At 34.0% G+C, this 14,161-nt stretch carries 9 protein-coding genes; 2 read left to right on the top strand and 7 right to left on the bottom strand.

Annotated elements, in window-relative coordinates:
• Positions 1 to 9 precede the first annotated feature (9 nt).
• The 3 genes from CKV67_RS05275 to CKV67_RS05265 all read right to left on the bottom strand — a co-directional run bounded on the left by CKV67_RS05275 (position 10) and on the right by CKV67_RS05265 (position 4,157).
• Entirely contained in the window at positions 10 to 1,035 is a 1,026-nt protein-coding gene (locus tag CKV67_RS05275) for a ribitol-5-phosphate dehydrogenase (RefSeq protein ID WP_014092500.1), read from the bottom strand.
• The gene (locus tag CKV67_RS05270; protein ID WP_014092499.1) at positions 1,028 to 1,741 is read right to left on the bottom strand and encodes an IspD/TarI family cytidylyltransferase; all 714 of its coding nucleotides are present in this window, start codon (positions 1,739 to 1,741) and stop codon (positions 1,028 to 1,030) included. The genes CKV67_RS05275 and CKV67_RS05270 overlap by 8 nt, the downstream gene beginning before the upstream one ends.
• Before the next feature lie 64 nt (positions 1,742 to 1,805).
• Complete coding sequence (locus CKV67_RS05265; protein WP_014092498.1) at positions 1,806 to 4,157, bottom strand: bifunctional glycosyltransferase/CDP-glycerol:glycerophosphate glycerophosphotransferase; 2,352 nt, start codon at positions 4,155 to 4,157, stop codon at positions 1,806 to 1,808.
• 173 nt (positions 4,158 to 4,330) lie between these two features.
• Here CKV67_RS05265 and galU point away from each other — a divergent pair, with 173 nt between their 5' ends.
• Positions 4,331 to 5,218 carry a UTP--glucose-1-phosphate uridylyltransferase GalU gene (gene galU, locus CKV67_RS05260; RefSeq protein ID WP_014092497.1) on the top strand — a complete coding sequence of 296 codons (888 nt, stop codon included), beginning with the start codon at positions 4,331 to 4,333 and terminating at the stop codon, positions 5,216 to 5,218.
• Positions 5,219 to 5,292: 74 nt separating this feature from the next.
• Here galU and CKV67_RS05255 read toward each other — a convergent pair whose 3' ends face one another.
• The 3 genes from CKV67_RS05255 to CKV67_RS05245 all read right to left on the bottom strand — a co-directional run bounded on the left by CKV67_RS05255 (position 5,293) and on the right by CKV67_RS05245 (position 10,517).
• Positions 5,293 to 6,240 (bottom strand): glycosyltransferase family 2 protein, encoded by a 948-nt coding sequence (locus CKV67_RS05255; RefSeq protein ID WP_014092496.1) that lies wholly within the window; start codon positions 6,238 to 6,240, stop codon positions 5,293 to 5,295.
• Between the two features lie 10 nt (positions 6,241 to 6,250).
• Positions 6,251 to 8,104, bottom strand: a complete 1,854-nt coding sequence (locus CKV67_RS05250; protein ID WP_014092495.1) for a DUF6020 family protein — start codon at positions 8,102 to 8,104, stop codon at positions 6,251 to 6,253.
• 124 nt (positions 8,105 to 8,228) lie between these two features.
• Positions 8,229 to 10,517: an SH3 domain-containing protein gene (locus CKV67_RS05245; protein ID WP_014092494.1), complete on the bottom strand. Its 2,289-nt coding sequence runs from the start codon at positions 10,515 to 10,517 to the stop codon at positions 8,229 to 8,231.
• Between the two features lie 551 nt (positions 10,518 to 11,068).
• Here CKV67_RS05245 and CKV67_RS05240 point away from each other — a divergent pair.
• Positions 11,069 to 13,102 carry a DUF6270 domain-containing protein gene (locus CKV67_RS05240; RefSeq protein ID WP_025279860.1) on the top strand — a complete coding sequence of 678 codons (2,034 nt, stop codon included), beginning with the start codon at positions 11,069 to 11,071 and terminating at the stop codon, positions 13,100 to 13,102.
• A gap of 43 nt (positions 13,103 to 13,145) precedes the next feature.
• Here the strand turns inward: CKV67_RS05240 and tagH are convergent, their stop codons facing one another.
• Positions 13,146 to 14,156 (bottom strand): teichoic acids export ABC transporter ATP-binding subunit TagH, encoded by a 1,011-nt coding sequence (tagH, locus tag CKV67_RS05235; protein WP_014092492.1) that lies wholly within the window; start codon positions 14,154 to 14,156, stop codon positions 13,146 to 13,148.
• Positions 14,157 to 14,161 lie beyond the last annotated feature (5 nt).

Raw genomic sequence — 14,161 nt, 5'->3', positions numbered from 1 at the left:
ATGTTTTTATTATATCTTCCACTCCATAACGCTTTTGCCCCAAGGACTGCGTAAATCAGCTTCAAATGTTTCAATCACATCTTGAATAGAATGGACAGAATGAACTTCTCCAACAAGGTTTTGTAAGTATTCTACGCCACGTTTGTTCGTTGACAAAAATTCTACTGTTTTTTCAAAATCTACTCGGCCACTGCGGCTACTTCCGTAAACAGTAAGCCCTTTTTCAAGTACCATCCGTGAGTTAAATTCAATCGGATACTCAGATACACCTAATAATGAAATTGTTCCTTCTGGTCTAATTACATCGATAATTTGACTTACAGCATATTGGCTACCCATCCCACCAGCACATTCAAATGCTTGATCAATAACTAAATCAGCTGGAACATCATCAATTGGATAAGCACCATCTACAAAAGAAAAGAAATCTAATTTATAGGGCGTTTTTCCGAAAATATACACTTTACTTTCTGGATACCAAGACTTAAGTAGCAAGGAAGTAATAAAGCCTAAATTTCCATCTCCCCAAACACCGAAAGTTTCACGATTAGCATTACTTTTCGTTTCAAATCGTAAAATTGCATGAACTGCAACAGAAATTAATTCAGAAAACGCTGCTACCTTCATGTTAATATCATCTGGCAATGCAACTACACGATCTCTCCGCATAAAAACATAATCTTGCATTAAGCCATCATAACCACTGGAACGAAATTTACTTGATTGTAAATAGTTCTCAGCAATGACAGGATCACTCGCAAAAGGAGTATTAGGAATCATCACTACTTTTGTTCCAGGTTTAAACTCTTTTGTTGCATCATAAACTACTTCACCAACACCTTCATGAATCAGTGCCATCGGAAGTTTTTTAGATAGCATTTCTTTCCCTCTAGAACCTGTATAGTAACGTTGATCTGCCGCACAAATAGATAAATGTGTAGGCCTAATAACTACAACATCATCGGTTAAATGTTCATCCACATTCGCAACTTCAAATTGTCTCTCTGACACAAGTCTATATACTTGATTAATCATTGGCTATCCGCTCCTGAATAATCGCATTTGCTACTTTCAAATCATAAGGCGTCGTAATCTTGATATTGAAGATTTCGCCCTTAACTAGCTTCACTTGTTCACCAGCAAGTAAACAAATCTTACACGCATCTGTTAGAATTTGTTTTTCTTCTGTTGTTAAGTTTTGGTAGTGATTATAAACTTTTTTCATATTAAAGCTTTGTGGTGTTTGTCCTTGGTACATATAATCTCTGACAGGAATATCTGTAATAAAGTTATGGTTACTTGATTCAACAATCGTATCAAGTGCTTCAATTACAGTGTCAACAGCTCCTGTTTCAAGTGCTGCATCAATATTTTCTTCAATAATCCGGTGCGTTAAAAACGGGCGCACTGCATCATGAGTAATAATTACATCTTCGTCCGTTAAGCCGTATGTTTTTTCGACAAAACGAATCCCATTCATAATCGTTTCGTTTCTGTCTTCTCCGCCTTCAATAACAATGATACGGTCATCTGAAATATACTTTTTAATATTATCCTCAGCATGATTCATCCATTCTTTCGGTGAAGAAATAAGAATTTTATCAAAACGAGTATTTAAAATGAATTTTTCTACCGTATGAACAATAATTGGTTTACCATTTAGAGGTAGAAATTGTTTTGGCATGCTAACATTACCCATTCGCGTACCTTTTCCTCCAGCTAAAATTTGAGCGTATATCATTCTCTAATCTCCTTTAACTGTTATTTTAACAGTGTTTATTATACCACATTTTAAAAGCTAAATCTTACTTAATAAGTTCTTTCACAATCCGTTCAGCAGACTTTCCATCTAAGTCATCAAAGAATCTTTCTTTAAATGCCCGTACTTTATCTAAGTCAAAATCATTTGCTTTGATTGTACTGATTACTTCCTCATTTGTTCGAACAATCGGTCCTGGAACAAATTCTTCAAAGTTATAGTAAAAATTACGCTCTCCTAAATAATTCTCCAAATCATAAGCATAAAACAGCACTGGTTTCTCCATAATGGAAAAATCAAATACAACAGATGAATAATCCGTAATTAAGATATCTGTATTAATTAACACATCATTGATATCTTCCCCGCTCATATTAAAGGCAAATTCCTGTAAGTCAAATGGTATACCTACGCCTCTAACAACAGATGGATGCATTTTCAAAATAAGTGCATATTCATCTCCTAGTTGTTCTGCTAAACGCCGAATGTTGAGATTCATAATAAATTGCTGACGCTCACCTGGTCCCCCGCGGAAAGTAGGGGCATAAGTAATAATTTTTTTGTTTTTTAATGCTGGATATTTTCCTTCAAAAACAGTTTTAATGTATGCTTTATAGTCTTCATTAAAGAAACGATCGGTACGTGGCACACCTAATGGCAGAACGTTTTTCTCATCCACATCAAATGCTTCTGCATAAAATGGCATAATTTCACTAGAAGATACAACTACTTTCGTATAGTTTTGATGTGCATCACGCTCAAAACTTTCGGTATTGCTATCCGCATAACCGATAGAACTAAAGCCAAATTTCTTAAAAGCTCCTGCAGCATGCCAAAGTTGAATTACTTCCGAGTCTTTACGTAGCTTAAGTCCATAAATTTGTCGATAGTAATCATCTAAAAAAACATACTCCGCCGTTGCGATATCTTTATACATTTTTAGTAATTCTAAAATAGTTCGCTGTGGTTGTTTCAGATAGCCAACTACTTGATAATCTGGTTTTTGTAAAATAAGTTCATCATAAACTGCTTTAAAAGAGTCAGAAAGCACATCATGTTTATTAGTTAAAAAGACTACTTTATGTTGTTTTTTCGCTAATTTGTAAAATGGAAAGGCAATCCGGCGTGCGTAAAAATTACGAGAAACACCAACTAATTTTTTCCAATTCGCCACGATGACTTTTTCAAATACAGCTGAAATCGTGGAGCCTAATTTACGGGTTACAAGACGATTATAAATGGGCTTCACAGAATTTCGCTTTGCTGCTTTTTCCCCAGCGCGGACTTCTTTCGGAAAATCAGATGATAATAATTTATTAAAAGAACCTGGATCTAATTTTTCATATGCTAATCTTAAAGCACGCAAATAACTGGGTCTAGCCTTTTCTTTAATGAATGTATAACGGTTGATTGTTTCAAATGTAAGCAATCGCTGGAATACACCTAAATTATTGAACAAGTGAAAATCCATGGAATCTAACAGCTCACGAAAGGCATCAAACATTTTGATTTGCGTTTCAGCATTACCATTAAGCAATATCCCTTTGTAGGCAGGCCAAATATCCGTTGCGATAATTCGGTCATGATAATCAATTCTAATTTTCTGAAGAGCAATTGGATTAGTCACATACTGCTTGAACAGCACATCAGATAGTTTTATACTCGCAACAATATCTTTAAAACTCGCATAAGGATCTGCAGTAACAATTTGAGATAAAGAAATATCGCCTTCATCTTCACGTGCCCGGTAGTTATAAATTATTTCGTCTACTGTATAAATATTTTTAGATTTTAAATAAGCTTCAATAACAAACGGATGATCTTCTGCCACTTTAATCGAATCTGGGAAACGAATATCTTGAATCACATCCCGGCGATAAAGTTTATTACAAGGCCCTAGTGTATATAGCATTTCTGGGTTTTGAAGAAGTGTTTTGCGACCTTTTTTGAAAACACCTTTTTTAAAGTGTCCGCCAATGAACCATGAACGACTATTATTAAAACTCACAGAAATACCGGTAACAATACCAACCTGTTCGCGTTCAGCCGCCTCATACATGATTTCTAGCGCTCTTTCAGGTAAGATGTCATCGGAATCAACAAAACTAATATATTTCCCTTTAGCGATGCTTATACCGTTGTTACGGGCCATCCCTGGACCGGCATTTGGTTCTTTCGCTACACAGATATTATCGTATTTTTCACCATAACTGATAATTTTTTCAAAACTTCCATCTGAGGAACCATCGTCCACTAAAATTATCTCAATATTTTTTAATGTTTGGTTTAATAAAGAATTAATCGTTTCATCAATATAACTAATTACATTGTAGACTGGAACGATAGCAGATATTTTAGGTTCTGCTATTTTGGAGTCTTTTATAATTTCATAGAGCATGCTTAATCTCCCTTTGTACTTTTTTATTTACTTTCTTCAATCTATTACAATTGGCCTTAAATGTCAAGATAACATAGTAAAACCGCGCTATTTAGTATTCAACTTGAATTGCTATCAATAAATGGCGTATAATGAAGGTAATTAGAGCATTATTATTTTAAAGGAGTGTATAAATGAAAGTAAAAAAAGCAGTTATTCCAGCAGCAGGATTAGGGACTAGATTTCTTCCAGCTACAAAAGCAATGCCAAAAGAAATTCTGCCAATCGTGGACAAACCCACCATTCAATATATTGTAGAAGAAGCTGTTGAGTCAGGAATTGAAGATATTCTAATTGTTACAGGTAAAGGCAAACGAGCTATCGAGGATCATTTCGATTCTGTTCCTGAGCTTGAATCCAATTTACGTGAAAAAAACAAATTAGAATTACTACATTTAATTGAAGAAACAACGAATATTAATCTTCACTTCATTCGTCAATCTAAGCCTAAAGGCCTTGGTGATGCGATTCTTCAAGCAAGAGGGTTTGTTGGTAATGAGCCATTTATCGTTATGTTAGGTGATGATATTGTTCAAGCCAAAACACCTTGTGCGAAACAATTAATCCAACAATATGAAAAAACACATAGTTCTATTATCGGTGTTCAAACTGTCCCTCATGAAGATACATATCGTTATGGTATTATTGATCCAATCGATGAGTACAGCAAAGACTTATACAATGTCAATGGTTTTGTAGAAAAGCCTGATCCAAGCTCAGCGCCATCAGACCTTGCTATTCTAGGTCGGTATTTACTAACACCACAGATTTTTGATTTTCTTGAAACACAAAAACCAGGCGCTGGCGGTGAAATTCAACTAACTGATGCTATCAACAGTTTAAATGAGATTCAACGCGTTTTCGCTTATGACTTCGAAGGGGAACGTTTTGATGTTGGCGATAAATTTGGTTTTATCAAAACGACCATGCAATTTGCTTTAAAACATCCGGAAATTAAAGATGATGTGGCCAAATTAGTAGATCAGCTTTATGCAGAAATTCACGCTAAAGATAAGAAATAATTTATATAAATAAAGAAATCGTATGCAACCTATTTAAATGAATAGATCTCATACGATTTTTTTATTTCCCCTAATTAATATAACGGGTTTCGTTCGCGATATTTAACAAGCTCTAAGAAATAAATTTGTCTATTGCGATGTGCAATTGTATCAAGGATTAGCCCGCAAATGAAAAACAACATTCCCATCAAAATTACTCCAGTCGCGAGCAATGCACTTGGAAATTTTAAAACTAAGCCAATTTGAGCGAACTGAATAATTACTGGCAAACCAATAAGTATACCTAGGATAACAAATAAAGTAGCTAGTAAATTAAAAAATAAGAATGGACGACTATTTTTAAACAATCTGATAATCGTCATAATTACTTTAAAACCATCGGAAAAAGTATTTAGTTTCGATTCGCTGCCTTCTGGACGATCACGATAATCAATTTCAATTTCTTTCACTAAAAAACGATTTTCTAAAGCATGTATACTCATTTCCGTTTCAATTTCAAAACCAGGACTTAAAACAGGCATGGTCTTAACAAAATAACGATCAAAACCACGGTAACCAGTCATAATGTCCCGTAAGTTACTTTTGAAGATACGGTTAATAGTATTTCGAACAAGTGAATTACCAAAATCATGGAAATTCCGTTTATTTTCTTCTGTATAAGTTCCATTACTCAAACGGTCGCCAATAACCATATTCGCTTCTTTATTACGAAGTGCTGCTAAAATCTCATGACAGTATTCTGCCGGATACGTGTCATCCCCATCAACCATCAAATAGTAATCCGCCTCAATATCAGCAAACATCGCACGAACTACATTGCCTTTCCCTTGACGCATTTCTTTCCGAACAATTGCCCCATGTTCTTTCGCTATCTCAAACGTTTTATCTTTAGAATTATTATCGTAAACATAGATATCTGCGTTTGGAAGCTCCTTCTTAAAATCATCAATTACTTTACCAATCGTTAATTCTTCATTATAACATGGTAAAAGTACAGCCACTTTTTCATTCAAATTCTTCATAATTCTCTCCTTAAACTTCATTTTTCTCTATTACTTTTAATTTAGTAGCAAAAAACACAATAGGCACAGTAAAGACAAAACTATAGCAATATCTAAAGTCTGTCGCTGGCATCGCAACAGCTATCGTTATTATCGCCATAAGTACTGGAACAAATATAAGCAATCTTTTTTTCGAACTTTGGAAGCAAACCGATGCAAGCGCAATGATAAGGAAGAAAAGAGGAATTGCTCCTTTCAACAAATAATTTTGCCATTCTTCGGTTGTTTTCGTATAAATATCATCTGTTATTTTTTTGATACCAGCAGATTTAGTTATAGAAATAAGCGAATTAGTAGAGTCATTAATTCTTTCTTTGTACTCGCTGTAACAAATAGCTTCTTTCCCGGTCGCTGCCTTATACTCTTTTTGATAATTTTCATATCCTAATTTATTCATCTCTTCCTCAGACAAACCATCAGGGAAAAACTTGGCAAATGCTTTTACATCATATCGCATATCTTGAATATCTGCCGGTGTATCAAAATATACTTTATAGTCATCTGGAGAATCAAACTGCCAAATGACTGCAATCTGATCTAAATATGCCCCAACATAAATACCAAAATTATGGGTGAGCAACTTAAACCAGTTTTTGATATAAAGCCCAAAGTCATCTTCAATGACAGATGCATCATATTCAGCATCATGTTTTATCGGATCAACAGTATATGGATTATAATCTTTTTTCCAGTTCTCTTCTGGTAAAATAGAAGTGAAATATTCTTTCAGTTCTGGAGTGAAATCACCATCATTATAAAAGGTCGCGCCAATTTGTTGTGAGGGTATCGCTAATGCCTGATTTAATGGATTGGACTGCGCGTGTAAACCATTTGTCATAATGAAACTGAATAAAAAGTTGAGGCCTAGTGTTCCAACAAGTATCCCACCAATAATAACGCGGAAATTTTTCATGAAAATAAGTAAGAAAACAAGAGAGACCATTACTATCATAATCCCATTATTTCGTAAGTTAATGCATATAAACGCTACTAAAATGAAAGCTGCAAAGTGCCACCAATTTTTCAGCCATTCCCCATTCGATTGGACCGTTTTCAAAATCAACACTGTGAAAAGTAGGATAAATGCTGCGAAAGGAAAATCCTTCCATGCTGTAGCCGAATAAATCATTGCTACAGGATAAATTGCATAGCCAATAGAAATAACTATCCCTATCCATATTCTCGCACCCATTTTTACAAGTGTATAAACAGCGTACCCAACTATTAATGAAACTACTACTATTTGAGAAAAAATATAACTCGCTGGGGAATTATAGATAAAACTTGTAGCTTGTATCCATAAAGTATGTAACATCGGGTGCCATTCGCTATACTGACGAATTCCGTGCGCCATCCCCCATTGGAAATACGAATCGAAAGTCATTTTTGCAGGATAATAAGCAAGAAAAGACATCATCCATACTAAAAAAGGAATAAGCGAAAAAAGAGCAAATAAAGTCCACTTTGGTTTATATTGATTCTTTACCTTATATTCCATTTTTAATTCTTGTATTAATAGTAATACAAATGCCGTAATGGCAAAAAATGTCGCGATTAAAATAATACTATTAAAAATAAAATTCCCACCGTATGGTCCCCCATTGTATGATGAAGCCATCCAAAATAAACTTAATGCGACTGCAGTAATTGACATCGACCACTGAAATTGAAAAGCTTTCACTTGTCTAAAATAAAGTACAATCAATACTGCTAGGAAAATAAACCAGCTGACATTCACCTTAAATGAGTCTGAGTAATAGCCAATCATAATAAAACTTGCTAATATTAGGAAAAAACCAACTACAACTCTTTTTTTATTTAACACGCTTATCCTTCACTCCCTATACTAAGCATTACTATCCTTTAATATAGCAAAAAAAAGATGCTAGTGCAATGAAAAATAAAATGAGCTAGCTTCATAAACGTTGAAGTAGCTCATTTTATTTTTGTTATTTATATTTTGGAATATCAAACTCTTGTGTATAACTTGATATTTGATTGTATAACTTTTGCATTCCTGTTGTTTGCTTTGTTGCCCAGCCAATATCTGTGGCATATAAGTGAACACCAGGATTAGCTGGATTATATCTCATTTTGTATAGTGTATCTTGCCCTTTAGAAATATAATTCTGAGCTACAAAATTAGCACCGCCAATAATGGCTTTTTCCGGAGTATCCCATCCTTGTTTATATGCATATTCTGATCCCCCACGTAGCGGATCACTATCCACAGCTCCAATACCGTACATATTGTAAACTTTTTTCGGTGTAACAGGTTTTCCGGCCACCTTACTCACTGTAACTCCATTAGCTAACTGAGATGTCCCGTTCCCCGTTTCTAAGAGCGCGTGTGAAATCAAATAAATCTCATTCACATTATACGTTGTTGCAGCTGTGCTAAAGCTATTTGCTTTATTAGCTAGTATGCCTTTTCCAGCTAATATATTTTTATTCACTTCATTTACATCAATGTATGCTGGTTTAGAAAGCACTAAGAATTGCAAGTATGTTGCCGAACTCTTGGCAAAGTTATTTGGGTTCAAGTAATAAGATGTATCTACTTGAGTAGCGTTGAACCATTGCCGATTAAAGTTGAATTTATACCATTTACTTCCATCCGATGCAGTAACTGTACTTAAAATAGTAATTGCTTCTGCATTTTTCAATTTACCTTGTACGAATCCGGTTTTGCTCGCAGTACTTCTAACTTGCCCATTAGCATTTACAGCTGTCCCTTTGTTCGTTCCAGTAAGTTTAATAGCTTCTACATTAATGTAGGAATTAGCGGGTTTCTTATCGGTTTGTGGATTACCGGCCATCGTTTTCGTTAACGCATTGGAAAATGTAGAGGCATAAGCCGTTTCTTTATACGTTTTTTTAATTGGTTGATAGGGACTATTACTGAAATAAGCAACATTCATATAACCAACTGTGTTTCCATAAATAAATTTAGCCCAGTTGTTACTGTCAAGACTTCCTATTTCCATCTCAACCTTCGCGCTTTCTGGAATCACTGCTACTGTCTTGCTATCATAAGTTCGAGATTGGCGTAAGTTGACATTCCCTGTAGCATATTTAACACTGTATTTTGCATTTGGCATTTTAGCTGTAATATAAGCGGATTTCATATAACCAACTCGACCATTATACGCTACCTTCAACCAACCATTTGCATCTAAAGAATTTTGTTCCACATATACTTTCGCGTTAGTTGGTGCTACTACAATCGTTTCTGAGTTATAGTCTGGTTTGCTTCTAATATTCAAAGCGCTGACAGCATAGTTTTCAAAATACGTTTTTGTAGGGTCGTAAGTAGTTAAATATGATTCCTTCATATATCCTGCTACACCATTTTGGGAAATTATCTTCGCCCAACCACTACTATCTCTTGAGTTATCTTCTACATACATTTGTTGATTCTTAGGTATAGATTCTACTATCGCTGTATCAAAACTTCTGCCTGCTCGAAGATTTACGATACTTGGCGCATAATAATTACCATATGTTTTCGTTGGATCTGTTATCGAAAAATAATTCGTTTTCATATAGCCAACTTTTCCTTGATACAAAATTTTTGCCCATCCATTTGTATCGGTTGTGCCTTCTTCCATATAGAACTGTTGGTTTTTAGGGATTGTTCCTACTGTTGGGGAATCAAAAGTTCTAGCCCCTCTCATGTTTATCGCATTTGGTGCATAATAATTGATATAAATTTTAGTTGGGTCTTTTACAGTAATGTAGGTCAGTTTCATATAACCAACCCTACCTTCGTAAACAATCCGCACCCAACCATCCTTGTCTTGCGAACCATCTTCCACATACATTAATTGATTAACAGGAATTGTAACCATAATCGCAGAAGAAAAATCACGACTCGCTCGAAGGTTTACCGCACTTGGAGCATAGTATTCGCCGTAGCTTAGTAAAGGATTCAGCATCGTTAAGTAATTAATTTTCATATAACCTTTATAGCTTTTATATGAAATCTCTACCCAACCATCTTTATCTTCTGAATTAGCCTTGACTGTCATCTTTTGATTTTTGGGAATGGTTGTAACTGTACTGCTTGAAAAATCTCTTTTTGAGCGTAAATTTACATCATTAATAGCATAATAATATAAATTATCTGAGGCTGCATACGCTTTAACTGTCGGAAATAACACTGTACTTACTAAAAAAACAAGTAACAGTTTAAAAATTATTTTATTAAATTTGATACTAATCAACCACTCTTTCATAAAACTCTATTGTGATAAGTGTATAACGTTCATAAATCGGTATGTTAATACTTCATTCTTTTATTAATTCATTCGTTGTAAAATATCTTAGAGAAATTTTTGTAGGTGAACTTTTAAGATGAAACCCCAAGTAAGTAACGATTTCCCCTATGGAAGTAACAAGCTCAGTTCCCTAATTATTATTTCTCGTTTTTTCTATCTCCTCCTTTAAAAGTATTACTAACCTATATTCTACCAAATTTTAGCCTCTTATAAGTTACATCTTTGTTACAAAAATCAGCTAATCACTTAATAAAAAGGTATATCTACCCATTGACTAAACAAATTGTTTTTTGAAATCGCTAAAGAAAAAGCAGACTGTCTTTTGGACAATTTTTATTTTTATCTAACTAATTACTATATTATTTAAGCTACCATTTAAATTTTACATTTCACTTCATCTTGTCCTTAATGATGCCATTTCCTTTTCTTCTCATTTTTGGTGGTAATGAAATTTTTATGCTAAAATATAAGCATATGCTATCAAATACTTGCAAGGAGAATCTAATAATATGAATTCTTATATAAATAAAATTGAATTAAACGAAGAAACACAAACATGGACAATCTCTGGTATTAGTAAACTTCCAATCGATGAGATTCATGCCCATTACACAGAAATGCTGGAATTTGTTCGCCCTGAAAAGAAAATAAATTTGCCTTTTGAGACAAATGGTAATGAATTTAGCGTAACGATTTCTCTAGTGGAAATCGCTGAAAATTCTATTACAGATAAGAAAACTCCTTGGACTTTCCGTATTATAAGTGCTGGGAAAAATTACCCTATTGAATCTGATGGACCAGTGACCAACAAAGAATTTGCACCTTCAAATGCTTTTTATCAATACTTATTTGAATTTCCAGAAGGTATTGTCACCTTGTTTAGCAAGCCAAAAGAAATTACCGCGACACTTTCGAACTTCCAACTAGCCTCTGAATTATTAGCTGGTGAAATCAATTTAAGTATCCCCATTGAACCAGATACATATTCTGCAGAAATTGTATTAAAACGTCGACCTTTTTCTGCTCTTTACTTATTTCATGAACAAGAAGAGAAATTCCAAATCGGAACTCTTAAAGCTGATTCGGTCCATTTTAAAGTAGACTTAAAAACGCTATCATCCAAACTTCTTGTTGATTCTAATAATGTTATCGACACATTTATTCGCTTAAATTCATTATCCATCAATAAACAACACGACTTCTACTTAAATATCGAACCTACCATTAAAAATACGATTCCAAAAGAAGTTAATCTTGAAACCCCTAAATATAGTAAATTAAGTTCCTTTGTAACTGGATCCAATCGTTTATCATTCTATCTTAAAAAGAATTATCAAGAAATTGTTAGCCTTGCTTCCTTTAACGAAGATGATAGCAAAATAGAGTTACAGTATACCATTCCTAAAAGTTTTGTAAACTGCGAGTTAGTTATTAAACGCCGAGATAGTAAAGCCAAACTATTTGAATACTATATCGAACAAATTTTTCCAATAAAAAAAGGCTTATTAAAACATGGTACCATCATTTCTCGCGATACATTTTTAACTGGTAATGTGAATAAAGAGAATGGTGTCTGGGATTTCTTTATCCGTTCAACTGGAAATCCAGATTTGCCTATTTTTATTCCTACTACCGTTGATCTTTCTAAAAATAAATATCATGATGTTTTTAAAAATCCGTTCCAAGCTAGAGTTATTAAAAATGGCGCAAAAAATTTATCGATTGGTACTATTCCAGCCCCAGAGCAGAATAGCGATCCATTAAAAATAGCTGTTATGGGATCTTGTTTTAGTAGAAATGCGTTTAACTCTAAACCTTATTTTAATCCTGATTACAAAAGATTCTTTGAAGTCACTTTTACACAATCGCACACTTCAATCTTTAGTGTCCTTTCCGAACCTTTCAAAGGAGTTAACCTTGAAAAATATGGTAATATGACAAATAATGAGCGTAGAACTGTTCAAGACGATTTAAATAAAGGCTTTTTCGAAAAACTGGAAAACTCCAAATCTGACTACTTACTTTTAGATTTTTATCCTGATGTATTACGCGGACCACTTTGGCTAGAAGGTGGAGAAATTCTTAGCTTATCTTATATTATGGAACAAACTGGAATCTTAAATGATTTACCAATTAAACGATTACTTGATCATTCTGATAATGAAGCTTTCTTTCAAGAGTGGACGACTTATGCAGATAAGTTTATTGAAAAACTTCTAACTGTAATGCCTGCTGAAAAAATCATTTTAAATAAAGGTGGATTTACAACGAAATATTACGATAAAAATGGCGCTGTTCAAGAGTATAAAATCAAAATGCGCATTGAGCGTAACAATTATTTCTGGGAAAAATTAAATAATTATTTCCTAGCAAAAGTACCTACCGCACAAGTAATTGATTTTAGTAAAAAACCTTATATTGGGGATTTCTATTATCCGTTTGGCCATTCCTTCTCGCATTTTGAATCAGGCTACTACAAAGACTTCATGCGTGAAATGATATATATTACTGAACGCGAAAAAAGAAAATCAAAAGACCAATAAGTACATGAAAACACCCGCTCACTTAGAAGTAAGCGGGTGTTTTTCATAGCTTTGTTTTTATTTCTTTATGATCCATATGGACAACTTGCTCTATTTTATTAGGAGAGTCTTCACTTAATAGTCCTTTAAATGACTTACCAGTAGCGACTAAAGAACCAAATAAAACCGTGAGTAAAATCAATACTGTTAAAAAGCATTTATCAAAAAGGGTTAAACGATATTTGTCTGCATTTGGGTTTGGATAATCTTTTTTCTGAGGTGCTTTTTGATTTTCTTTATGCTCTTTTTGATATTTTTTCTTATAGTCATTTGGTTGTTGATTAAACCACTTAACAAACTCATCATATTTTTGGGCGACTTCTTGTGCCTCACCCATTTCCCTTATTTCTCCATGGTGCATCCAAATGATTCTGTCGCATAAGCTTTTTACTTGTCCAAGCGAGTGACTAACAAATACGATGGTTTTGCCACGTGCCTTAAATTCATTAATTTTGTTTACACATTTTTGATAAAAAGTCTGGTCACCTACTGATAATGCCTCATCGATGACTAAAATATCAGGATTAGTATGCACAGAAATCGCAAACCCTAGGCGGGAACGCATCCCACTTGAATAATTTTTTATCGGTTGATTAATAAAGTCACCGATATCTGCAAACTCGATAATACTAGGCATCAATTTGTTAATTTCAGAACCTTTCATACCATGCATTAATAATTTCAACCGAATATTTTCATAGCCAGTGAGCGGGCCTTTCAATCCTACTGCTATAGCAATTAAAGACGTTTCGCCATTAATAACGACTTCCCCTTGCGTCGGAGGAATTACACCAGACATTATACTAGATATAGTTGATTTACCAGAACCATTTATTCCAATAAGTCCAACTGTTTCACCATCATGAATATCAAAAGAGATATCTCGCAAAGCCCAAAAAGACTGCATTTTTTGGCTTTTCGGCATGAACAAGCCTTTTATCTTATCTGATTTATTTTGATAGAGGTCATATTCTTTTGACACATGTTTAAATGCTACTTTGATATTTTTACCCATCTGTC

The sequence above is a fragment of the Listeria ivanovii subsp. ivanovii genome, assembly GCF_900187025.1.
Taxonomy (GTDB): Bacteria; Bacillota; Bacilli; order Lactobacillales; family Listeriaceae; genus Listeria; species Listeria ivanovii.
Note: the sequence above shows the minus strand (reverse complement) of the source record. Positions and strands in the feature narration are given on the sequence as shown.